Here is a 25,825-nt window from a genome sequence, read left to right as displayed (position 1 = left end):
GACAAATAAATTCTATACATTTGCAGTCCGTTAGAAATAGCGGACTTTTTTTATTGAGTAACGCCGGTGTAGCTCAGCTGGCTAGAGCAGCTGATTTGTAATCAGCAGGTCGTGGGTTCGAGTCCCTCTATCGGCTCAATTGAAAGATTGATAAGAAAATGTTTTGTAAGAATAAGATTCTAAAGCATTTACGTTCATTTAAAAGTTTAAAAATTTTGAGGGGAGATACTCAAGCGGCCAACGAGGGCGGACTGTAAATCCGCTGATTACATCTTCGCAGGTTCGAATCCTGCTCTCCCCACAAATTTTAAATTGAAAAGATTAATTTCTTGCCGGTGTAGCTCAGGGGTAGAGTGCTTCCTTGGTAAGGAAGAGGTCACGGGTTCAATTCCCGTCATTGGCTCAAAATTGTAAGAATTAAACACTATTATATAACTAAGATTTAAATTAATTAAAATGGCAAAAGAAAATTTTAATCGTAACAAGCCACACCTTAATATTGGAACTATTGGGCACGTGGATCACGGAAAAACTACTTTAACTGCAGCAATTACGAAAGTATTGTCTGATAAAGGTTACTGTCAAGCAAAATCGTTTGATCAAATTGACAACGCTCCTGAAGAAAAAGAAAGAGGTATTACTATTAATACTTCACACGTAGAGTATGAAACTGCTAACCGTCACTACGCACACGTTGACTGTCCAGGTCACGCGGATTACGTTAAGAACATGGTTACTGGTGCTGCTCAAATGGACGGTGCTATCTTAGTAGTTGCTGCTACTGATGGTCCAATGCCACAAACACGTGAGCACATCCTTTTAGGTCGTCAGGTAGGTATTCCAAGAATCGTAGTATTCATGAATAAAGTGGATATGGTTGATGATGCTGAGCTTTTAGAGCTAGTTGAAATGGAAATCAGAGACTTATTATCTTTCTATGATTATGATGGAGATAATGGTCCAGTTATCCAAGGATCTGCTTTAGGTGGATTAAATGGAGATGCTGCATGGGTTGACAAAATCATGGAATTAATGGATGCAGTTGATGCTTGGATCGAAGAGCCAGTGCGTGACAATGCAAAACCATTCTTGATGCCTGTTGAAGATGTATTTACAATTACTGGTCGTGGAACTGTTGCTACAGGTCGTATCGAAACAGGAGTTGCGAACACTGGAGATCCAGTTGAAATCATCGGTATGGGTGCAGATAAATTGACTTCTACAGTAACTGGAGTTGAAATGTTCCGTAAAATCCTTGATAGAGGAGAAGCTGGAGATAACGTAGGTCTTTTATTGAGAGGTATTGACAAAGCTGATATCCGTAGAGGTATGGTAATTTGTAAGCCAGGTTCAGTAAAACCACACGCTAAATTCAAAGCTGAGGTTTATATTTTGAAAAAAGAAGAAGGTGGTCGTCACACACCATTCCACAATAACTACCGTCCACAGTTCTACGTAAGAACAACTGACGTAACTGGTACTATTTCTTTACCAGCTGGAGTTGAAATGGTAATGCCAGGTGATAACTTAACTATCGACGTAACTTTGTTGAGCCCAATCGCTCTTAACCTAGGATTACGTTTTGCTATCCGTGAAGGTGGTAGAACTGTTGGTGCTGGTCAGGTTACTGAAATCGTTGACTAATTCATATATTATATAAAGCCAGTTCATGTTCTTCGGAGTATGACTGGCTTTTAACAAACGGGTGTAGTTCAAGGGTAGAATAGCGGTCTCCAAAACCGTTGATGGGAGTTCGAATCTCTCCATCCGTGCAAAAATCAATTATAATGACAAAAGTTGTTAACTATATAACAGAAGCATTTCAAGAACTTAAAACTAATGTAACGTGGTTACCTTGGGCTGAAGTACAACGTCTAACAATTATTGTAGCAGTATTTACAATTGTATTTTCACTTGCTACATGGGGTGTTGATGAAGTTTTCAGAAAAGCAATATCAGGATTTTTTAATTTGATAAAAGGATAATATCTGTTATGGCTGATAGTAGTTTAAAAAAGTGGTATGTAGTTAGAGCTGTAAGTGGCCAAGAGAATAAGGTTAAAACTTACATCGAAAACGAAATTAATCGTCTTCAATTAGCAGATCATATTGCTCAGGTTTTAGTTCCTACCGAAAAAGTAGTGCAAGTAAGAGATGGCAAAAAGATAGCAAAGGATAAAGTTTATTTTCCTGGCTATGTGATGATTGAAGCTAATTTGATTGGTGAAATTCCACACATTATTAAATCTATTACAGGAGTAATTGGTTTTTTAGGTGAAGTTAAAGGTGGAGACCCTGTGCCTTTGCGTTTATCTGAAGTAAACAGAATGTTAGGAAAAGTAGATGAATTGGCTGTTACTGCCGATACTCAAAATATACCGTTCAATATTGGTGAAACAATAAAAGTTATTGACGGTCCTTTCAACGGTTTCAACGGAACAGTTGAAAAAATAAATGAAGACAAGCGTAAACTTGAAGTAATGGTGAAAATTTTCGGAAGAAAAACACCTTTAGAATTAGGTTTTATGCAAGTAGAAAAAGTATAATTTGTTACATTATTATAAACCGCATCTTGCTTCCAACTGAGATGTGCTAAATTTTTTAAAACACAATGGCTAAAGAAGTTAGTAAAGTAGTTAAACTACAAGTAAAGGGAGGTGCCGCGAATCCTTCGCCACCGGTCGGACCTGCTTTGGGAGCTGCTGGAGTTAACATCATGGAGTTCTGTAAGCAATTTAATGCGAGAACTCAAGATAAACCCGGCAAAGTTTTACCAGTACAGATTACAGTGTACAAAGACAAATCGTTTGATTTTGTTGTAAAAACTCCACCCGCTGCTATCCAGTTATTGGATGCAACAAAGCTAAAGTCAGGTTCAGGTCAACCAAATCGTAAAAAAGTAGCAAGCGTTACTTGGGATCAAATTAGAACAATTGCCGAAGACAAAATGGTAGATTTAAATGCATTTACTATCGAGGCTGCTATGAGTATGATAGCAGGAACAGCTCGTTCTATGGGTATAACAGTATCAGGAGTAGCTCCTTTTTAATTAAAAGAAAGACATGGCAAAATTGACAAAAAAGCAAAAAGAGGCTGCAGCAAAAATTGAAAAAAGCAAATTGTATTCTTTAAAAGATGCTTCTGCATTATTAAAAGAAGTTGCTTCTGCAAAATTTGATGAGTCTGTTGATATCGCAGTAAAATTAGGAGTTGATCCTAGAAAAGCGAATCAAATGGTAAGAGGTGTGGTTGCATTACCACACGGAACTGGTAAAGATGTTAGAGTTTTAGCACTTGTTACCCCAGATAAAGAAGCGGAAGCTAAAGCTGCTGGTGCAGACCATGTAGGTTTAGATGAATATCTACAAAAAATCAAAGACGGTTGGACAGATGTTGATGTAATCATCACAATGCCTGCTGTTATGGGTAAATTAGGTCCATTAGGTCGTATATTAGGACCTAGAGGTTTAATGCCAAACCCTAAAACAGGTACAGTAACTATGGATGTTGCAAAAGCTGTTCAAGAAGTGAAAGCTGGTAAAATCGACTTTAAAGTTGACAAAACCGGAATCGTTCATGCCGGAATTGGAAGAATTTCTTTCAATGCAGACATGATTGTAGATAATGCTCACGAAATTATTCAAACATTAATCAAAATGAAACCAACTGCAGCTAAAGGTACTTATATCAAGTCTATTCACTTGTCAAGTACTATGAGTCCTGCAATTGCTTTAGATCCTAAAGCAGTTTAATTGGTAGTTAAACAATTATATTATGACTAGAGAAGAAAAATCAAGAGTTATTGAAGATTTAACTGCACAGTTGGCTGATAGTAATGTTGTCTACATTGCAGATATTTCTAACCTTAATGCTGAAACTACTTCAAATCTAAGAAGAGCATGTTTCAAAGCCGGTATTCAATTAAATGTTGTAAAAAACACTTTGTTGGAAAAAGCAATGGAAGCTTCTGCTAATGATTATGGAGATTTACCTTCAATATTAAAAGGAAATACTTCAATAATGATTGCTGAGAACGGAAACGCTCCTGCAAAAATCATTAAAGAATTCCGTAAGAAATCTGATAAACCTCTTTTAAAAGGAGCTTATATTTATCAAGCAGTATTTATTGGTGATAACCAATTAGATGCACTTGTAGCTCTTAAATCAAAAGAAGAAGTTATCGGAGAAATTATCGGTCTTCTTCAATCTCCTGCTAAAAATGTTGTATCCGCTCTTAAATCAGGTGGTGGCAAAATTGCAGGAATTGTTAAAACCTTATCGGAAAGATAAGAACCCCGCGAGAACGCACTTAATAAATTATATTTTACAAACTATTTAAATCGATAGAAAAAATGGCAGATTTGAAACAATTCGCAGAACAATTAGTTAACTTAACAGTTAAAGAGGTTAACGAATTAGCAACAATTTTAAAAGATGAGTATGGAATCGAGCCTGCAGCTGCTGCTGTAGTTGCTGGTCCTGCTGCTGGTGGTGGTGAAACTGCTGCTGCTGAAGAGCAAACTGAATTTACAGTAGTATTAAAAGATGCTGGAGCTTCTAAATTAGCTGTAGTTAAAGCTGTTAAAGAATTAACAGGTTTAGGTCTTAAAGAAGCTAAAGATTTAGTTGATGCTGCTCCTTCAAATGTAAAAGAAGGTGTAACTAAAGATGAGGCTGAAGGTCTTAAAAAATCTTTAGAAGAAGCTGGAGCTGTAGTAGAGCTTAAATAAGCTAACTTAGGTTTTAAGAACTAGGTTTAGGTCTTGGATTAACCTCCAACGGCCTAAACCCTTTTTCGTATAATAAAATTAAAACAAGTTTTATTATCATATTAGTTTAATATACGAAAAAATTTTTGATCGATACGAAGAAAAAAATGTAAATGAATTATACCATTTATTTTTAGAGATGTATCGGTTTTAAAAAAGAAAGTATAAGTTAAACAGTGTAATTACACAAAAAATTACTTTTTTTTAATCAAAATTTTGTCCATTGATGATAACAAATCAGACTGAAAGATTGAATTTTGCCTCAACTAAAAATATACCACAATATCCTGATTTTTTGGATATTCAGGTAAAATCTTTTAAGGATTTCTTCCAATTGGAAACGAAATCCGACGAAAGAGGCAACGAAGGTCTATACAACACCTTCATGGAAAATTTTCCAATCACCGATACAAGAAACAATTTCGTACTTGAATTTTTAGATTATTTTGTAGATCCTCCTCGTTATTCTATTTCAGAATGTATCGAAAGAGGTTTAACCTACAGCGTGCCATTAAAAGCCAGGCTAAAACTTTATTGTACAGATCCTGAACATGAAGACTTTGAAACTATAGTACAAGATGTATATTTAGGTACTATTCCTTATATGACGCCTAGCGGTACTTTTGTAATCAATGGTGCTGAAAGAGTTGTTGTATCGCAGTTACACCGTTCACCTGGTGTTTTCTTTGGACAGTCATTCCATGCCAATGGAACCAAATTATATTCTGCCCGTGTAATTCCTTTCAAAGGTTCATGGATAGAGTTTGCTACCGATATCAATAACGTCATGTATGCGTATATCGATAGAAAGAAAAAATTACCTGTAACCACTTTATTCCGTGCAATCGGTTTTGAAAGAGATAAAGATATTCTTGAAATCTTTGACCTTGCAGAAGAAATTAAAGTATCAAAAACAGGACTAAAAAAATACATCGGACGTAAATTAGCCGCACGTGTGTTAAACACTTGGCACGAAGATTTCGTTGATGAAGATACTGGAGAAGTAGTTTCTATCGAAAGAAACGAAATCATCTTAGATCGTGATACCATTATCGATAAAGATAATGTGGAAGAAATCATCGACTCTAATGTGAAATCTATTTTGTTACATAAAGAGGATAATAATCAAGCAGATTATGCAATTATCCATAACACGTTACAAAAAGATCCAACCAACTCAGAAAAAGAAGCCGTTGAGCACATCTACCGTCAGTTGCGTAATGCAGAACCGCCTGATGAAGAAACCGCTCGTGGTATTATCGATAAATTATTCTTCTCTGATCAACGTTATAACTTAGGTGAAGTTGGTCGTTACAGAATGAACAAAAAGTTAGGTTTGGATATCCCAATGGAAAAACAAGTGTTGACCAAAGAGGATATCATCACTATCGTGAAATATTTGATTGAATTAATCAACTCTAAAGCAGAGATTGATGATATTGATCACTTATCAAACCGTCGTGTTAGAACAGTTGGAGAACAACTTTCTGCACAATTTGGTGTAGGTCTTGCTCGTATGGCGAGAACTATCCGCGAAAGAATGAACGTTAGAGATAACGAGGTGTTTACACCTATCGATTTGATTAATGCTAAAACATTATCATCGGTAATCAACTCTTTCTTCGGAACAAACCAGTTATCTCAATTTATGGATCAAACAAATCCATTGGCTGAGATTACACACAAAAGAAGATTGTCTGCCCTAGGACCAGGTGGTCTTTCGAGAGAGAGAGCCGGATTCGAGGTGCGTGACGTTCACTATACACACTACGGAAGATTATGTCCGATTGAAACACCTGAGGGACCAAACATTGGTTTGATTTCATCGCTTGGTGTTTATGCTAAAGTAAACGGAATGGGATTCATCGAAACACCTTATCGTAAAGTGACGAATGGTGTGGTTGATTTAAAATCTGAACCAATTTACTTAAGTGCAGAAGAAGAAGAAGGCAAAATGATTGCTCAGGCAAACATTGAAATGGATGCTAATGGAAAAATTACTGCCGATAAAGTTATTGCTCGTGAAGAAGGTGATTTCCCGGTAGTTGAACCAAATGTTGTTCATTACACAGACGTTGCTCCAAACCAAATTGCATCGATTTCAGCTTCGTTAATTCCTTTCTTGGAACACGATGATGCGAACCGTGCATTGATGGGATCAAATATGATGCGTCAGGCCGTACCATTATTACGCCCTGAAGCTCCAATTGTTGGAACCGGTTTAGAAAGACAAGTTGCTTCTGATTCCAGAGTATTAATTAATGCTGAAGGAAGTGGAGTAGTAGAATATGTTGATTCTGAGAAAATTACCATTAAATATGATCGTACTGATGCAGAACGAATGGTAAGTTTTGATACTGATGATAAAACATATCAATTAATTAAGTTTCAAAAAACGAATCAAAGTACGTGTATTAACCTAAAACCAATCGTAAGAAAAGGAGATAGAGTTACTAAAGGTCAAGTACTTTGTGAAGGATATGCAACGCAAAACGGAGAATTAGCAATCGGAAGAAACCTTAAAGTAGCATTTATGCCGTGGAAAGGATATAACTTCGAGGATGCAATTGTAATCTCTGAAAAAGTTGTACGTGATGATATTTTTACTTCTATCCACATCGATGATTATTCATTGGAAGTTCGTGATACCAAATTAGGTAACGAAGAATTAACCAATGATATTCCAAACGTTTCAGAAGAAGCGACAAAAGATTTGGATGAAAACGGTATGATTAGAATTGGTGCCGAAGTTAAACCTGGCGACATTCTTATCGGAAAGATTACTCCAAAAGGAGAATCAGATCCAACACCGGAAGAAAAATTATTACGTGCCATCTTTGGTGACAAAGCGGGTGATGTAAAAGATGCTTCGTTAAAAGCTTCTCCATCATTACACGGTGTTGTTCTTGACAAAAAATTATTTGCAAGAGCCGTTAAAGATAAGCGTAAGCGTACAAAAGATAAAGATGATTTGGCTTCATTAGAAATGGAGTTCGAAGTGAAATTCAACGAATTAAAAGATAAATTAGTTGATAAATTATTCAACATCGTAAATGGAAAAACATCGCAAGGTGTAATGAACGATTTAGGAGAAGAAGTTTTACCAAAAGGTAAAAAATATACTCAAAAAATGTTGAATGCGGTTGAAGATTTTGCTCACTTAACAAAAGGTCAATGGGTAGCCGATGACGAAACTAATGTATTAGTTAACGATTTGATTCACAATTACAAAATCAAATTAAACGATTTACAAGGTGCGTTAAGAAGAGAGAAGTTTACAATTACTGTTGGAGATGAATTACCAGCCGGAATATTAAAACTAGCTAAAGTTTACATCGCTAAGAAACGTAAGTTGAAAGTAGGTGATAAAATGGCAGGTCGTCACGGAAATAAAGGTATTGTTGCTCGTATCGTGAGAGACGAAGACATGCCATTCTTAGAAGACGGAACGCCGGTTGACATCGTATTAAATCCTCTAGGTGTACCATCTCGTATGAACATCGGTCAGATTTATGAAACTGTGTTAGGATGGGCTGGAAAGAATTTGGGAAGAAAGTATGCAACGCCAATTTTTGATGGTGCTACAATCGATCAAATTAATGAATTGACAGACGAAGCAGGAATTCCAAGATTTGGTCATACCTATTTATATGATGGAGGAACCGGAGAACGTTTCCACCAAGCTGCAACAGTTGGAGTAATCTATATGTTGAAATTAGGTCACATGATTGATGATAAGATGCACGCACGTTCTATCGGACCATACTCGCTTATTACGCAACAACCATTGGGTGGTAAAGCTCAATTTGGAGGTCAGCGTTTTGGAGAGATGGAGGTTTGGGCTCTTGAAGCATACGGAGCTTCCAGCACTTTAAGAGAAATATTGACGGTAAAATCAGATGACGTAATCGGTAGAGCAAAAACTTACGAAGCAATCGTGAAGGGTGAGCCAATGCCGGAGCCGGGATTACCAGAATCATTCAACGTTTTAATGCACGAATTGAAAGGTCTTGGTTTAGACATCCGATTAGAGGAATAATAGTATTGTTTCAAGTTTCAGGTTTCAAATATTGTAACCTGAAACTTAAAACTTGAAACAAAAACAACAAAATTTTATTGACTATGATGAATAATAGAAATAATAAAGATAAAAATCCCGTTAAAAGGTTTAATAAAATTACAATCGGATTGGCTTCACCGGAATCTATTTTGGCTGAATCAAGAGGAGAAGTTCTTAAACCTGAAACAATCAATTATAGAACCCACAAACCAGAACGTGATGGTCTTTTCTGCGAACGAATTTTCGGTCCGGTAAAAGATTATGAATGTGCTTGTGGAAAATATAAAAGAATTCGCTACAAAGGAATCGTATGTGACCGTTGTGGTGTGGAAGTTACTGAGAAGAAAGTACGTCGTGATAGAGTAGGACACATCAATTTAGTGGTGCCAATCGCTCACATTTGGTATTTCCGTTCGCTTCCAAACAAAATTGGATACATTTTAGGTTTACCATCTAAGAAATTAGATATGATTATCTACTACGAAAGATACGTAGTAATTCAAGCAGGTATTGCCCAAAATGCAGAAGGAGAATCATTATCAAGATTAGACTTTTTAACTGAAGAAGAGTATTTGAATATTTTAGATACACTTCCGATGGAAAACCAATATTTAGATGATAATGATCCAAATAAATTCATCGCCAAAATGGGTGCTGAATGTATTATGGATTTATTAGCTCGTACAAATCTTGACGAATTGTCGTATGATTTACGTCACGCTGCGAATAATGAAACATCTAAGCAAAGAAAAACTGAGGCGTTAAAACGTCTTCAAGTTGTTGAATCTTTCCGTGAAGCAAATCTAAACAGAGAAAATCGTCCGGAATGGATGATTTTAAAAGTAATTCCGGTTATTCCACCAGAATTACGTCCGTTGGTGCCACTAGATGGTGGTCGTTTTGCAACATCAGATTTAAATGATTTATACCGTCGTGTAATTATTCGTAATAATCGTTTAAAAAGATTAATGGAGATCAAAGCTCCTGAAGTTATCTTACGTAACGAAAAACGTATGTTGCAAGAAGCAGTAGATTCATTATTTGATAATACGCGTAAAGCATCTGCTGTTAAAACTGAATCAAACAGACCATTAAAATCACTTTCAGATTCATTGAAAGGTAAGCAAGGTCGTTTCCGTCAAAACTTATTAGGAAAACGTGTGGATTATTCTGCTCGTTCAGTAATTGTCGTTGGACCGGAATTGAAATTGTTCGAATGTGGTTTGCCAAAAGATATGGCTGCAGAATTGTATAAACCATTCGTTATTCGAAAATTAATCGAAAGAGGAATTGTTAAAACAGTTAAGTCGGCTAAGAAAATTATCGACAAAAAAGAGCCTGTAGTATGGGATATCCTTGAAAATGTAATCAAAGGTCATCCGGTATTATTAAACCGTGCTCCTACTTTGCACCGTTTAGGTATTCAAGCATTCCAACCAAAATTAATCGAAGGAAAAGCAATTCAATTACACCCATTAGTGTGTACGGCTTTTAACGCGGATTTTGATGGTGACCAGATGGCAGTTCACTTGCCTCTTGGACCGGAAGCTATTTTGGAATCCCAACTATTAATGTTGGCTTCTCACAATATCTTGAACCCTGCAAACGGAGCTCCAATTACTGTTCCTTCTCAGGATATGGTTTTGGGTCTATATTATATGACCAAAGAACGTTTGTCTACACCGGAACATAAAATTTTAGGTGAAGGTTTAACTTTTTATTCTGCCGAAGAAGTAAATATTGCTTTAAACGAAGGAAGATTAGAGTTGAATGCTCGTGTAAAAATTAGAGCAAAAGATTTCAATGAAAATGGCGAATTAGTATTCAAATTAATTCAAACAACTGCCGGTAGAGTACTATTTAACGAAGTAGTACCCGAAGCTGCAGGATATATCAACGAAGTTTTAACCAAAAAATCTTTAAGAGATATTATTGGTAGAATTTTATCGGTAACGAATGTGCCAACAACCGCTGCTTTCTTGGATAACATGAAAGATATGGGGTACAAATTTGCATTCCGTGGAGGGTTATCATTCAGTTTAGGTGATATTATTATTCCTCACCAAAAACAAGAATTGATTGCGGATGCAAGAGAAGAAGTAGATGCAATTACCATGAACTATAACATGGGATTGATTACTAACAACGAAAGATACAATCAAGTTATTGACGTTTGGACTTCTAAAAATGCTTTATTAACAGAATTAGCAATGAAAAATATCCGTGAAGACCAACAAGGTTTCAACTCGGTTTATATGATGCTTGACTCTGGAGCAAGGGGTTCTAAAGAACAAATTCGTCAGTTAACCGGTATGCGTGGTTTGATGGCTAAGCCTAAAAAATCGACTGCTGGTGGTGGTGAAATTATCGAAAACCCGATTCTTTCTAACTTTAAAGAAGGTCTTTCAATTTTAGAATACTTTATTTCTACTCACGGTGCTCGTAAAGGTCTTGCCGATACGGCTTTGAAAACGGCCGATGCCGGATACTTGACAAGAAGATTACATGACGTTTCTCAAGATGTTATCGTAAACACAGAAGATTGTGGTACGTTAAGAGGAATTGAAGTATCAGCTTTGAAAAAGAATGAAGAAATCGTTGAAACATTAGGCGAAAGAATTTTAGGTCGTGTAGCTCTTCAAGATGTGATCAACCCATTGAATTTAGAAGTGTTGATTGAAGGTGGTCAAGAAATCACCGAAGCAATCATGAAAGCTATCGAAGCTTCTCCTTTAGAAAGAGTAGAAGTAAGATCACCATTAACGTGTGAAGCCGCTAAAGGAATCTGTGCAAAATGTTACGGAAGAAACTTAGCAACCGGTCGAATGACCCAAAAAGGTGAAGCAGTTGGTGTAATTGCAGCTCAATCAATTGGTGAACCAGGTACACAGTTAACACTTAGAACGTTCCACGTTGGAGGGGTTGCTGGTGGTATGTCTGAAGAATCAAGCATTGTAACACGTTTCAAAGGTAGATTAGAATTAGACGATTTAAAAACGGTAAAAGGAGAAGATGCTGATGGAAAAGCAATTGACATCGTTATCTCTCGTTCAACAGAATTGAAATTAGTTGACGAAAATACCGGAATCGTTTTAAATACACATAACATTCCTTATGGTTCTACCATTTTTGTAAAAGATGGTCAAACTGTAGATAAAGGAACAACAATCTGTAAATGGGATCCATATAACGGAGTTATTATTTCTGAATTCACTGGAAAAATTGCTTACGAAGATTTAGAACAAGGACAATCGTTTCAAGTTGAAATTGATGAGCAAACCGGTTTCCAAGAAAAAGTAATCTCTGAGGGTAGAAACAAAAAATTAATTCCAACTTTATTAATTTATGGTAAAGACGGCGAATTAATTCGTTCATACAATTTACCAGTTGGAGCTCACTTAATGGTTGATGATGGAGAGAAAATTAAAGCAGGTAAAATTTTAGTAAAAATCCCAAGACGTTCGTCAAAAGCGGGCGATATCACCGGAGGTCTTCCTAGAATTACCGAACTTTTAGAAGCTCGTAATCCATCAAACCCGGCAGTAGTATCAGAAATTGATGGTGTTGTTTCGTTTGGTAAAATTAAAAGAGGTAACCGTGAAATCATCATCGAATCTAAATTTGGTGAGATTAAAAAATACTTAGTAAAATTATCTAACCAAATTTTGGTTCAGGAAAATGACTTCGTAAAAGCGGGTATGTCGTTATCAGATGGTGCAATTACGCCGGAAGATATCTTAAGAATTCAAGGTCCATCTGCTGTTCAACAGTATTTGGTAAACGAAATTCAAGAGGTGTATCGTTTACAAGGTGTAAAAATCAATGATAAACACTTTGAGGTAGTTATCCGTCAAATGATGCGTAAAGTAAGAGTTGAAGATCCGGGAGATACTTTATTCTTAGAAGAACAATTAGCTCATACAAAAGATTTTATTATCGAGAATGATAAATTGTTCGGTATGAAAGTTGTTGAAGATGCCGGAGATTCTCAGAATTTGAAACCAGGTCAAATGATTACGCCAAGAGAATTGCGTGATGAAAACTCATTGTTAAAACGTGAAGACAAAAACCTTGTTGTAGCTCGTGATGTTATTACAGCTACTGCAACGCCGGTTCTTCAAGGTATTACAAGAGCTTCTCTTCAAACAAAATCGTTTATTTCTGCGGCATCGTTCCAGGAAACAACAAAAGTGTTAAACGAAGCAGCTGTAGCAGGAAAAGTAGATACGTTAGAAGGCTTGAAAGAGAACGTTATTGTTGGACACAGAATCCCTGCCGGAACTGGTATGAGAGAATATGACAACAACATCGTTGGATCAAAGGAAGATTATAACGAATTAATGGCTGCAAAAGAAGAATATAATTATTAAAAACATGAGCGATAACAATCAACAACCAGGGCAAATCAATATTGAATTGGATGAAAAAGTAGCAGAAGGAATTTATTCCAACTTAGCTATCATTAATCATTCTGCATCAGAATTTGTATTGGATTTTGTAACACTAATGCCGGGTGTTCCCAAAGCAAAAGTGAAATCGAGAATTATCTTAACGCCTCAGCATGCAAAACGCTTGTTGAAGGCAATTGGAGAAAACATTCACCGATTTGAAGTAGCTCATGGCGAAATAAAAGACTCCGACCAACCACAAGTTCCTTTGAGCTTTGGTCCTACAGGTCAAGCATAATAATTTTTAAAAGTTACTTAAACCTCCGAGAAATCGGAGGTTTTTTTTGCTCTTAATCTCTGAGGTTTATCCAAAATAATACCTCTTGGTTGAGATGATTTTATAAATCTTTTTAAAAAATACCTATTTGTAGGTATTTTTTAGCACTGTTTAAAAGTATAATTTTGCTTTCAAAATAGATTTATCTCCCCCAAATCTTTAAAGAGCAAATTATATCGATTTAATACTACAAGAGTGCATTTCATCGATTTTTTTAACATATCATCGTCAAATATTTATTAGTGCATACAAGTGGCGTAATTTTGACAAATAAATTAAGATTTCCAATAAATCAGGACAGGTGTAGTTGTAAAATATTAATTTACAATTAATTAACATTAGTTTAGAATGCTTCTAAAATGTGTTATTCTTGTTTTTATTAAGAATTTAGTAACAATAATTTATTAAAAAATGTTAAATAAACCTACATTTTACATTTATACAATAAATAATGTGAGCTAACCAAACAAATACCACAAAAGTTATATTGTTTTTTAGTATTACTGCTAAGTAAAAACTTAGCTTAACAAGATTGTTATAATTTTAAATAAAGAAATATGAAATTTTAATACAAGCCCTATAATATGAAAATGATAAATAAATTTAATTCGATTCAAAATCAGTGCATTACTTTCAAAGCACTTTTTCTTCTACTACTCGTGCTTTTTTCAGCGAATACTACAAGCGGTCAAGATGGTCAGTTTGTTTTAGAAGGTATTGGGGGGGCTCCTCAAACAATCGGAACCAATACACTTGACATGTATACGGCACCTTTTTTAGCTAATAAAAAGGATACAAGAGTGCAATTTTTATATGAAGCTGCTGAAACTGGACTTTTCTTAGCGAACGATTCTGGTTACAATGTTATTACTTCACTTGCTTTTCAAGTTACTGGTTTTTCTGGACTTTCATCATTGCAAAGTTATCAAATGGAAAATATTAAGATTAGCATGGGACACACTATTGCTACTTATGATGGCTATGGAGGAACTGAGATATGGGGGATAAAAATGCCACCAGAGGGTTATTGTACATGGGCAGGATCTTCTGATCCTTTCGCAGAGCCTCTTCAGTTGGTGAAAAATTCATTTAACTTAGTGATTAGTGAAACAGGCTGGGTGGAATTAGTTCTAGATATACCATTTGTTTGGGATGGTATTAATAGTATCGTTGTAGAATTGTGTAAAGCGGATCCGAAAATTGGAGCAAGTCCCGCTTTTAACGGAGGTAGATATCAATTTGCTGGAATTAAACATACAACTCCATTAGGAAGTAATGATTATACTTTAACTAGAAGTTTGTATAGTGTTAATAATAATGGAACTGGTTCTAGCTATACTTCAGGTTGTGAAATGACGGTTTCTGGACCTGCTACTACATATAACACATCAAGTGCTCTTTCTGCGTCAATTAGAAAATACAGACCTAACATTCGTTTTACTTTTCAATGTGCCGGAGCACCGGCAAGTGGTCAAGCAATTATTTTCTCAGAGAATTATTGTTTGGGTGGTAATGTCAATTTACAAGTAATTAATGATGAGAAATCAACTGGGTTAAATTATCAATGGTTGTATTCATATGCTGATGATGATAATTTTTTACCAATACCAGGAGAAACCAATGCCAACTTAGTTGTAGAAAGAGCAGAAGTTGATATTTGGTATAAAAGAGACGTAGGTTGTGATTTTGATGCTATTGTTGGAACAAGATCATCTTTTCCTGTAAAAGTTAAAGGAATTAATACGTGGGATGGTACATTCTGGAGTTTCGGAAGTGAGCCTTTGCCAACAAGTCCTGTTCGGATTCATGGAGATTTTGATACAGCCGTAAACGGAAGCGATGTTTTAGAAGCTTGCAGTCTACAAATTTTATCAGGAACATTTACCGTAAGAAGTGGTGATGTTATTTCTATAAAAGAAAAGTTATTTGTTCATGAAGATGCCTCTGTGATTTTTGAAAATAATGCAAGTTTAATCCAAGAAAATGATGCTGCTGTAAATGAAGGAAAAATATCTTACAAAAGAGACTCACAACCTGTTCGGTTATTGGATTATACCTATTGGTCATCACCGGTATCAGGGATGACACCAAGTGAGTTTTCATCAGGAACGCCAGTAAATAGAATATATCATTGGAATCATTTAACCACTGGTTCAAATCCGCAATCATGGGTTGGTGGTATAGCAAATACCCCAATGGTGGCAGGAAAAGGATATATAATTCGTGCACCTAACGGTTATCCAGCATCAGGAACCGGAACTGTATTTTCAGGAACCTTTGAAGGAGTGCCAAATAATGGTTTAATAACTGTTCCTGCCCAAGGTGGTTCAGGTAATTGGAATTTAATTGGGAATCCATATCCTGCAGCTATTGACGCAGACAAGTTTTTGATAGAAAATAGTAGTATTTTAGATGGAACTATTCGTTTTTGGACACATAACACACTTCCAAGTGCAATTCCATCATATCCTGGATTCTCACCACAAGCATTAAATTATAGTTCTGATGATTATGCTACTTACAATTTATCAGGCTCGATTGGTTTTCCAGCTGATAATATAGGTGCAAATAATACTGAACCAGGAAGATTTATTGGTGCTGGTCAAAGTTTCATGATTGAAGGTGGGGCATCGTCAGGCAACGTGACATTTAACAATGAAATGAGAAAAAAAGAATCGGGATATGATAATTCTCAATTTTTTAGAAATAGTGAAAGTAGCCTCAGCCAGGAAGAAGTTGAAAAAAATCGCTTATGGTTAGAAATAATTCATCAAAGCGGAAAATTTAATCAAGCTATGGTGGGTTATATTCAAGGTGCAACCAATGATGTAGATTGGGGATATGATTCAAAAATTAGACCTTCTGGAGATGTAAAGATTTATACTTTAGTTGGAGAAAACAAATTAGCGATTCAAGGAAAAGCTTTACCATTTAATTCTAACGATAGTATCCTATTAGGATTGACCACTAACTTGTCAGGTGAATTTTTATTGAACTTATATCAGTTTGATAGCTTCTTTGTAAATCAAGAAGTTTATTTGATGGATAAATACACCAATACTTTTCATGATATTAAAAATGGTATGTATGCTTTTACAAGTTTATCAGGAACCTTTGACGATCGTTTTGAACTGCGATTTACTAATGAAACGCTTAGCCTGAATCCAATTTTCAATACAAAAAACAGTATTCTTTGTTATGCCAATGATTCAGATATTGTTATTAAATCAAAAGATATTCATATACAATCTATAATGATTTTTGACGGTTCCGGACGATTATTATTTGATAAAAATAAATTGGGTATTTCTGAAATAATTATTTCTGATGTTACTAAAAATAACCAATTGCTATTAGTTCAAGTTGAAACAGAAGATGGCATAAAATCAACACAAAAAATTATATTCTAAATTAAAAAAAATTAATGCTTTAAAAATTTGCTATGATAAAAAAGTACAATATCCTGAATCAATCATCTAAAATAGATGTTTTATTATCCATAAAAAAACTTAATACAATAAAATACATTGTTGTTCTTTTTGTGCTTATGTTTAATGACCTAAAAGCTCAAGAGACTTATACATTAGGAGATGGAGAGGAGTCTTACAATACATTAGGTGTTTCGCCTTTTGCTACGATAAACCGTAATAACAGGTCTCAATATATGTATTACGCGGAAGAATTATATAATGCCGGGTTTAATATTTCCGGAAATGTAGTTTCATTGGCAATTAATATAACTGAGCTTGGTTTGCCTACTAGTTTGAAGCCTGAAAATATTAAAATAAAAATGGGGATGACTACCTCTTTTGAAATGGGACCAAATCTAGTTAACAATTTACCAGTGTATTATGAGTCTTCAGTTGAAAATATAACTGAATTAGGTTGGTATACATTTGAGCTAGACACACCGTTTGCATGGGATGGCTTCAGAAATATCATTGTTGAGATTTGTAGAAGTAATGAAGATTTTGGTACAAGTTTTTCTATACAAGGAAAGAATTTTCCAATGGGAGAGATTGTTACTGCTGCAAACTATACTAACGATTCTGAATTAAATGGGTGTAGCTTACCAAACGAGAATCTATTACCTGAATTATTTACACGAAGAAGACCTAATATGCAGTTTACAATGACAAATCCTTGTGAAACTACTCCATCAGGAGGACAAACAATAGTTACACCTGGCCCTTATTGCTCAGGTGAATCGTTTACACTTTCAGTTCAAAATGGTTCTATAGAATCTGGTTTGTCATACCAATGGCAATCATCACCAAACGATAATGGACCATGGTCTGATATTCCTGGTGCTACAGATGCGTTTTATGTAACTTCACAATCTATATCAACCTACTACCGTAGAGCAACAACGTGTGATATCGCTTCTTCAACAGTATTTGATTTTCCATTACTTGTTGGAGGCGAAGGTTGTTATTGTACTTCTTTAGTAGTAAATGAAAATGCAATTGGAATAACGAATGTGACAATTGGAAGCATTAATAATTCATCTCCTAGTACTACTGCCTACACAAATTTTACAGCCGTACAAACAGAATTAGAAAGAGAAAGCACAGTCAACCTTTCTGCAAATGTAAATACAGAAGGAGGAACTAACTATACTATGGCTTGGATTGATTGGAATCAAAATGGTGAGTTTGAAATGAACGAATCATTTGTTTTAGGTTCGGTAACAGGTGGGAGTAATGTTAGTTCAGGTGTTGTTGCAAGTTTTCAAGTGCCTGCCGATGCATTATTAGGTTCTACCATAATGAGAGTAAGAACAAAGCAATCTGATACATCAGATTATCCTACACCTTGCGATTCTATTGAGAATGGGGAAGCAGAAGATTATACTGTGATTGTAACAGAAAATTTAAGTATTGGTGAAGTTACAACTTTAGATAGTATCCTAATAATTGCAAATAATACAGCTGGTATACATTTCAAAGTTACAGAAGAAGCTATGCAACAGATTGATATATTCGATTTGAGCGGTCGATTAATTATGAATAAAAAAGTGCAGAACGAAACGGAATTAACAATTTCAGAATTTCATCCGTCAAATCAGTTATTCATTATAAAAGTGACTTTGTCCAACGGACAAAAAATTGCAAAAAAAATAATTTATTAAAAAATAAAAAAAACCTACTAATATATTCCTAAATTATAACTATTATGAAATTTCCATTTAATTCTAAAATACCTTTTTTGATATTGAGTTTACTCGTAACAATGTTCAATTATGCTCAATGTAATCAACCAACTGGAATAGTGGTTGATGATATCACTGCTATATCTGCAGTTCTAAACTGGACTGAATCAAGTTCTGCTCCGGGTGTAGCCTATAATTTTGAAGTAAGAACTTCAGGTTTACCGGGAAGTGGAGTTACTGGTTTAGTAGATAGTGGTTCCGTGAGTGATGGACTTTTTACTTCACCGGTTTCCGGATTACTATCAGACACAAACTATTCAGTTTATATGCGTTTTCAGTGTACGGCTGCTCCTTTATTCAGTGATTGGACAACTGAAATTACTTTTTCAACTAGCGTTTTATCTGCACCAGTTGCTGGAGCACCCGCTGGTCTTTCAGACACTTTTTTTTCAGCAAGATGGATTGCTGTTCCTGGAGCTACAGGATATCGCCTAGATGTAAGTGAGTATAGTGATTTTTCAGTGATGTTAGCGGGTTATGATAATCTATTCGTTTCAGGAGGTTTAACAAGTAGAGTTGTTTCCGGATTAAATCCTTCTACCGAATATTATTATAGAGTAAGGGCAGAAGGAAATAGTGGGAGTGGACCGGTTACTAGTAGCAATTCAAATGTAATTATGGTTACTACTTTCGCTGAACCAACTTTCGTGGCTATTTGGTCAGAGGGTGCATGGCTTAATGATATTTTCCCATCTGCAGATCATGATGTAATTTTAGATGATCATTTTATTTCTGACGAAAATAATGAATACATGTTTGAAGTTAAAAGTATCACCTTAAATGAAGGATATACCTATACTTTGGCTTCAGGTTATAATCTTATTGTTTACGAAAACATAATTAATAATAGTACTTCAGGTTCATTTGTAGTGCAAAATAATGCGAATTTATTCCAATTAAATGATGATGCACTTCCTAATGAAGGTGAAATAACTGTAAAACGTAACAGTTCTGAAATTTTTCGATTGGATTATACTATGTGGTCTTCACCCCTTACTGGATCTCAAACGTTAAAACAGTTTTCTCCCCAAACGGTGGACAGTCGCTTTTATGAATATAATACTTCATCCGATATTTACTCACCAATTGACCCTTTAACAACAACTTTTGAACCTGGAAAAGGTTATTTTATTCGATCACGCAATAATCATGTGGTTAATAATGGAACGAATTTACCACAACTTTGGCAAGGTAGTTTTGTAGGGGTTCCCACCAATGGTGTAGTAAATGTTGATCTAAATACTAGTGGTCAAGGGTTTAACTTGGTCGGAAATCCTTATCCAACAGTTGTTAGTGCCGAAATTTTTATGGGTGAGAATATTGACAATATTGAAGGTACGCTTTATTTTTGGAGAAGATTAAATGATTCTTCAGGTGAAGGGCCATTAGGATCTTTTTATGCAACATATACAGAATTTGGAGGTACAGGTTCACAAACTAGTGATGATCCAAATGGTTTTATTCAAGTAGGACAAGGCTTTTTAGTAAAAGCATTATCTACTGAGTTGTTTTTTAACAGCGATATGAAAGTGTCTAATGAGTTTAATAATCAATTTTTTAGATTTTCCAATCCTACTCAAATTGAAAAGCACCGTTTATGGTTAAATTTAACAAATGATAGTGGAGTATTCAGTAGAATTTTGGTTGGATATGCAGAAGAAGCATCAAATGATAATGATCGTTTTGACGGTCGTTATATTGATGATTCTGAAGTGGCGTTAACTTCGTTAATTAACAATGAAGAATATGCAATACAAGCAAAAGCATTACCATTTACTATTGAAGATACAATTCCGCTTGGTTTTAAAATTGTTTCAGCCGGAGAATATACTATTTCTTTAAATAAAATAGATGGCCTATTTGAAGAAGGTCAGTTAGTTTATTTAGAAGATACTTTTGAATCAACAATACATAATCTGAGTATTTCGGATTATACTTTCTCTGCTGAGGCAGGTGATTTCAAAAACCGTTTTGTTTTGCGTTTTACAAACGAAACTATGAGTATTGATGAATCATTAAATGCAAATGGTGTAGCAGTTTTTGTTAGAGATAATTCTATCCTAATAAATACAGGTAATGTCGAAATGCAATCATTGAGTGTATATGATGTTCAAGGACGAATATTGTTCACCCAAGATCAAGTGAATACTTCTGAATTTACTATTGATACAATGGAAAAAAATAACCAAGTTTTGATTCTAAAAATTAAAGACCAAAACAATAATTTAATTTCAAAAAAATTAGTGTTTTAAATATTTTTAAATTACCAAAAAAATAAGAACTCCTCAATTTTTTGAGGAGTTTTTTATTTTTTTATTATTTTCTATAGTTGTTTTTTGAGGATGTTGTTTTTTGAATGCATTTCGTCGATGATTTAAGATTTTAATCGATTTGTAATATTTTGTTAACGGTTATTTTAAGAATCGTCTTAACTTTATGTATTAATTTAATTTTATTAACTATTTATGAATTCAAACTACAATTTTTTGAACACGGGATTGGGGTCGCTGTTCGATCGTAAGAAATTGGAGCAAAGTGAACGCAAGAGCTCATTTTCTTCCAATTCTCTTTCGTTAACATGGCTATCGTCATTTATATTGACGATGTTTTTATTAATTGGTCAAGAGACTTTTGCTCAAGTGGCGAATTATACTTTTGCTACTACATCTGGAACTTACACGCCAATCACTGGAGGGACCTTACATGGTACAGGCGTTGATGATTCGAATTATTCTTTTGTAATACCTTTTACATTTACCTACAATGGAACCGGTTATACGACAGCTAGACCAACATCAAATGGATTTTTAGTTTTAGGAGCAAATGCACCATCAACAACTAATTATACTCCGTTATCTTCAGGATCAACAAATTTTGCAATTGCCGCATTGGCAAATGATTTAAATTCCACCATTAGGTCTGAGGTTTTAGGAACAGCACCTAATAGAATATATGTATGCCAGTGGTCTAGTGCTTTTCGATATTCAGCAGGAGGAGGAGATGTATTAAATACTCAAATTAGACTTTATGAAGGTTCTAATAAAATTGAAATTGTATATGGATCATGTACAACAACTAATACGACTTTATCGACACGTCCTCTTCAAGTTGGTTTAAGAGGAAGTTCGACATCTGATTTTAATAATAGAACCACAACGACGAATTGGGCTAGTACTACTACTGGGGGAACAAACAGTGCTAGTTGTGCATTAACAACAACAGTCTTGCCTTCAAGTGGTTTGACTTTGACTTGGACACCACCTGCACCACCTTCTTGTGGTGCTCCTACTACTTTAGCCGTTACAGATATTCAAACAACAACAGCTGATTTATCATGGGTGGCTCCAAGTACAGGTACACCTGCTTCATATGATTGGGAAATCAGAACTTCGGGTGCAGGTGGTAGTGGTTCAACCGGCTTAACAACATCCGGTAATGTTACAGCTCCTACAGTCTCAGTAAATGACACTTCAGGTTTAACTGAAGGAACAGCCTATAATTTTTACGTAAGAACAAACTGTACTGGTGGCGATGGCTCTTCTACGTGGGCGGGTCCAATCGCCTTTACAACAAGAAAGTCATGTCCAACTGGTTTAGGAGGCGGTTCAATCACTATTACGACTTTACCATATTCTGCAACTGGATTAACAAATTCTGGAGCTGGTAACAACGTTACAGCAACTAATGTTTCATGTGTGGCAGGAAGTGCAAGTTATTATGGTGCTGAAGATAAAACGTATATTTTTACACCAACTGTTTCAGGAGTATACACAATATTACTAACTACTGCGACTGATGATGATTCGGGTATAATGCTATATCAAGGCTGTCCTTTTACGACAGGAAGTGTATGTGTAGCAAATGCACAATCCACATCAGGTTTAACAAGAACGTTAACACCAACATTAACAGCGGGATTGACTTATTATTTAGTTGTAGATAATTTCCCTGCTCCTGCATTCATTACTTCTTATAGTTTAAGTATTAGTTTGCCACCCACTTGCGGTGTTCCAACATCCTTAGGTGTATCTGATATAACACTTTCAACTGCTGATTTGTCTTGGGTTGCACCGATTGTTGGTACTGCCGCTTCATATGATTGGGAAATTAGAACATCAGGTGCTGGTGGTTCTGGAGCTACTGGCCTTGTGAATTCCGGTAACGTAACTGCACCAACAGTGACGGTTGACAATGCTAGCGGATTATCTGCTGGAACTTCTTATAATTTATACGTAAGAACAAATTGTACAGGTGGAGACGGATCTTCTACTTGGGCTGGACCATTCGCCTTTTCGACGCCGGTAGCAGGTGAGTCATGTTCAACTGCTGCTACGATTGCAGTTGCTCCTAACGTAGGTTCTGCAGTAAATACATTACTAACAACAGGAGCAACTGCTGACGGACCCGCCGGAACGTGTAGTGATGCTACCGGTAATCCTAACAAAAAGGACCGTTGGATAAAATTTGTTGCTCCAAGTAACGGAAATAGAATTGTTATTTCAACTTCTTCAGGTTCAATTACAGATGCCGTAATGCAATTATGGTCATCTTGTCCTGCTACTGGAGGTGCTTTAGGTTGTAGTGATGATGTGAACGGACTCATGCCTGAACTTTCATTATGTCAGAATCAATATACTCCCGGAGAAACCTATTATGTACAGGTGTGGCCATGGAGTTCAACGGCAACAGGAAACTTCAATTTGAGAATTTATGAAGAAACTGCTTGTCCAGAACCACCTGCTAATGATGAGTGTGGAGGTGTTGAGACCTTAACTCTTCAAGCATTTGGTAACTGTCCAGCAAATGCTACAACAGGAACTACTATTGATGCAACAGCTACACCAGGTGTGGTAAAAACAACTTGTGATGCATTTGGAACCTACTTAGATGTTTTCTATAAATTCAATACAGGAAACAATTCAGCAGTAAACATTGCATTTACCAGTTTAACAGGTACTTGTGAGTTTGGTTTATACAGCGGATGTGGAACAGGTTACTTAGAAATTTGTTCTTCTAGTTCACCTTATTCAAATTCAGTTTCAGGATTAACTCCTAATACAGATTATTACATCGTTGTTTGGTCTAATTCAATTGCGACACAAGGAACTTTTACTTTATGTGTTTCTGAGCCTGCAAAACCGGATTATGTTAATCTACAGTTCCCTGGTAATGCTACTATTCAAGCAGGTAATTCTGTAACGGTTTATGCACAGGTATATGAAGGTGGATTAACTGATGTTGAACCTGGTATTTCCGGTCAAGCTTCAGGTATTGAAGCTTGGATAGGTATAAGTCCGCAGGGTCAAAATACAAACCCAAACACATGGACAACTTGGATTCCTGCAACTCATAATGCCGGACAAGTTTCTAATAATGATGAATACCAAGCTAATATTGGATCAACTTTAGCACCCGGTACATATTACTATGCATCTCGTTTTAGACTATCAGGAGGTCCATTTGTTTATGGTGGTTATGAATTTAATGAATGGAATGGAACTTCAAGTATTAGTGGCGTTCTTACAGTTAATCCAAACCCATCTCAATGTGCAGGTTTAGGTGCACTGGCTAATGCTTCAAGTGATGTTACCGTTGGAACTGTTGCTCTGTCATGGACTGCTCCTGTATCTGGACCGGCACCAACTTCTTATGACGTTTATTTTGGAACTACTTCAGGAAGTTTAGCTTTAGTTACAAATACAACATCCTTAACTTATAATGCATCAGCTCCGGCTTTCTCTACCACATATTATTGGAGAATTGTACCTAAATCAATACAAGGTGGTGAAGCAATTGGCTGTGCTGAGTGGAGTTTTACCACTCAAGCTGATCCATTTGCTCCTTATTGCTCTAATGTTAATTATGGTACTAACAATGGTGGAGTTGAACCTATTACTTTAGTTAATTTTGCTGGAATAAACAATCCTTCATCAAGTACTTTGGATATCAACTCTCTAGAAAATTTCATCTCCATTTCTGGAAATGTGACCGCAGGTAATTCCTATTCAATGACTTTAAAAGGAAATACTGATGGTTCATTTACTAATAATTTTAGAGTATTTGTGGATTGGAATCAAGATGGAGATTTTAATGATGATGGAGAAACATATAATGCCGGTTCAATTAATAACTCTACAGGTCTTGATGCTATTCAAGCAATTTCAACCATTGAAGTACCAGCAAATGCTTTAGCCGGAACTACTCGTATGAGAATTAAAAAGTTATTTCAAACCACTGATATTGATAATGCCTGTTCAGGTGGTGGTTTTGGACAATCTGAAGATTATACTTTAGTAGTTAGCCTTAAATGGTATCTTGATTCAGATAATGATACTTATGGTGATTCTACTATGATGATCGAGTCTGTTACTCAGCCTGTAGGAACCTACGTATTAGTTGGTGGCGACTGCAACGATAACAACAACACCGTTTATCCCGGAGCTGCAGAAATCTGCTACGACGGTTTAGACAACGATTGTGATGGAACAATAGACAATGGCTGTACACCAATTGTAACCGTAGTTCAACCATCTCAATGTGGACAAACGTTAGCTGCTATCGACAGTTATGTTTTTGCAAATATAGTTCCGGGAGCTCAGGGTTATCGTTTTAGAGTAACCAATGTGGCTACGAACGAAGTACAATCGATTGATAGATTTTTGCGTCAATTCAGAATTACTCAATTGTCAAACTATGCGTTTAACACAGAATATTCGGTTGAAGTATCCGTGAGAATTAACAACGTATGGCAACCGTTCTACGGAACACCATGTAATGTATTTACTCCTGATACAACCACACAAATTCAGGCTTCTCAGTGTAATTCAACGGTGACCAATATCAACAATTCAGTTTTTGCAGTGAATGTTCCGTTTGCAACAGGTTACCGCTTTAGAGTAACCAATACGTTGAATCCTATCGATGTTCAAACTACTGATCGTCCGATTAGAGAATTCAGAATGACGTATTTGTCAAACATTCAATACAACACTACTTACAATGTTGAAGTGGCGGTTAGAAATACAGATGGAACGTATTTATCATACGGACCGGTTTGTAA

Annotated in this window: 14 protein-coding genes and 4 tRNA genes; all 18 read left to right on the top strand. The window is 35.7% G+C overall.

Annotation, left to right across the window (positions count from 1 at the left end):
- Window positions 1–62: 62 nt before the first annotated feature.
- A tRNA-Thr gene (locus B4N66_RS05985) sits at window positions 63–136 on the top strand.
- 83 nt (window positions 137–219) lie between these two features.
- A tRNA-Tyr gene (locus B4N66_RS05980) sits at window positions 220–301 on the top strand.
- Window positions 302–331: 30 nt separating this feature from the next.
- Window positions 332–403: transfer RNA gene (locus B4N66_RS05975), tRNA-Thr, on the top strand.
- Between the two features lie 53 nt (window positions 404–456).
- Complete coding sequence (tuf, locus tag B4N66_RS05970) at window positions 457–1,644, top strand: elongation factor Tu (RefSeq protein WP_291093140.1); 1,188 nt, start codon at window positions 457–459, stop codon at window positions 1,642–1,644.
- Between the two features lie 57 nt (window positions 1,645–1,701).
- Window positions 1,702–1,772 (top strand) — tRNA-Trp (locus B4N66_RS05965).
- 15 nt (window positions 1,773–1,787) lie between these two features.
- Window positions 1,788–1,985 carry a preprotein translocase subunit SecE gene (gene secE, locus B4N66_RS05960; protein ID WP_129463948.1) on the top strand — a complete coding sequence of 66 codons (198 nt, stop codon included), beginning with the start codon at window positions 1,788–1,790 and terminating at the stop codon, window positions 1,983–1,985.
- A gap of 8 nt (window positions 1,986–1,993) precedes the next feature.
- Window positions 1,994–2,545: a transcription termination/antitermination protein NusG gene (gene nusG, locus B4N66_RS05955; protein ID WP_112086200.1), complete on the top strand. Its 552-nt coding sequence runs from the start codon at window positions 1,994–1,996 to the stop codon at window positions 2,543–2,545.
- Window positions 2,546–2,610: 65 nt separating this feature from the next.
- A complete protein-coding gene (gene rplK, locus B4N66_RS05950) occupies window positions 2,611–3,048 on the top strand; it encodes a 50S ribosomal protein L11 (protein WP_112086199.1) in 438 nt (145 codons plus the stop codon).
- Between the two features lie 13 nt (window positions 3,049–3,061).
- Window positions 3,062–3,751 (top strand): 50S ribosomal protein L1, encoded by a 690-nt coding sequence (gene rplA / locus B4N66_RS05945; RefSeq protein WP_291093137.1) that lies wholly within the window; start codon window positions 3,062–3,064, stop codon window positions 3,749–3,751.
- 22 nt (window positions 3,752–3,773) lie between these two features.
- Entirely contained in the window at window positions 3,774–4,289 is a 516-nt protein-coding gene (gene rplJ / locus B4N66_RS05940) for a 50S ribosomal protein L10 (RefSeq protein ID WP_248435022.1), read from the top strand.
- A gap of 62 nt (window positions 4,290–4,351) precedes the next feature.
- Entirely contained in the window at window positions 4,352–4,729 is a 378-nt protein-coding gene (gene rplL, locus B4N66_RS05935; protein ID WP_291093136.1) for a 50S ribosomal protein L7/L12, read from the top strand.
- A gap of 265 nt (window positions 4,730–4,994) precedes the next feature.
- Window positions 4,995–8,807, top strand: a complete 3,813-nt coding sequence (gene rpoB, locus B4N66_RS05930; RefSeq protein ID WP_291093134.1) for a DNA-directed RNA polymerase subunit beta — start codon at window positions 4,995–4,997, stop codon at window positions 8,805–8,807.
- Window positions 8,808–8,890: 83 nt separating this feature from the next.
- Window positions 8,891–13,198 (top strand): DNA-directed RNA polymerase subunit beta', encoded by a 4,308-nt coding sequence (gene rpoC / locus B4N66_RS05925; protein ID WP_291093132.1) that lies wholly within the window; start codon window positions 8,891–8,893, stop codon window positions 13,196–13,198.
- A gap of 4 nt (window positions 13,199–13,202) precedes the next feature.
- Window positions 13,203–13,514: a DUF3467 domain-containing protein gene (locus B4N66_RS05920; protein WP_291093131.1), complete on the top strand. Its 312-nt coding sequence runs from the start codon at window positions 13,203–13,205 to the stop codon at window positions 13,512–13,514.
- A 629-nt stretch (window positions 13,515–14,143) separates the two neighbouring features.
- The gene (locus B4N66_RS05915; RefSeq protein ID WP_291093130.1) at window positions 14,144–16,963 is read left to right on the top strand and encodes a hypothetical protein; all 2,820 of its coding nucleotides are present in this window, start codon (window positions 14,144–14,146) and stop codon (window positions 16,961–16,963) included.
- A gap of 32 nt (window positions 16,964–16,995) precedes the next feature.
- Window positions 16,996–18,684, top strand: a complete 1,689-nt coding sequence (locus B4N66_RS05910) for a GEVED domain-containing protein (RefSeq protein ID WP_291093129.1) — start codon at window positions 16,996–16,998, stop codon at window positions 18,682–18,684.
- Window positions 18,685–18,728: 44 nt separating this feature from the next.
- Window positions 18,729–21,017 carry a T9SS sorting signal type C domain-containing protein gene (locus B4N66_RS05905; RefSeq protein ID WP_291093128.1) on the top strand — a complete coding sequence of 763 codons (2,289 nt, stop codon included), beginning with the start codon at window positions 18,729–18,731 and terminating at the stop codon, window positions 21,015–21,017.
- Window positions 21,018–21,230: 213 nt separating this feature from the next.
- The coding region (locus B4N66_RS05900; RefSeq protein ID WP_291093126.1) for a GEVED domain-containing protein at window positions 21,231–25,825 on the top strand (4,595 nt) is incomplete at its 3' end.

This window comes from Flavobacterium sp. UBA2787, assembly GCA_002352205.1.
Taxonomy (GTDB): domain Bacteria; phylum Bacteroidota; class Bacteroidia; order Flavobacteriales; family Flavobacteriaceae; genus Flavobacterium.
Note: the sequence above shows the minus strand (reverse complement) of the source record. Positions and strands in the feature narration are given on the sequence as shown.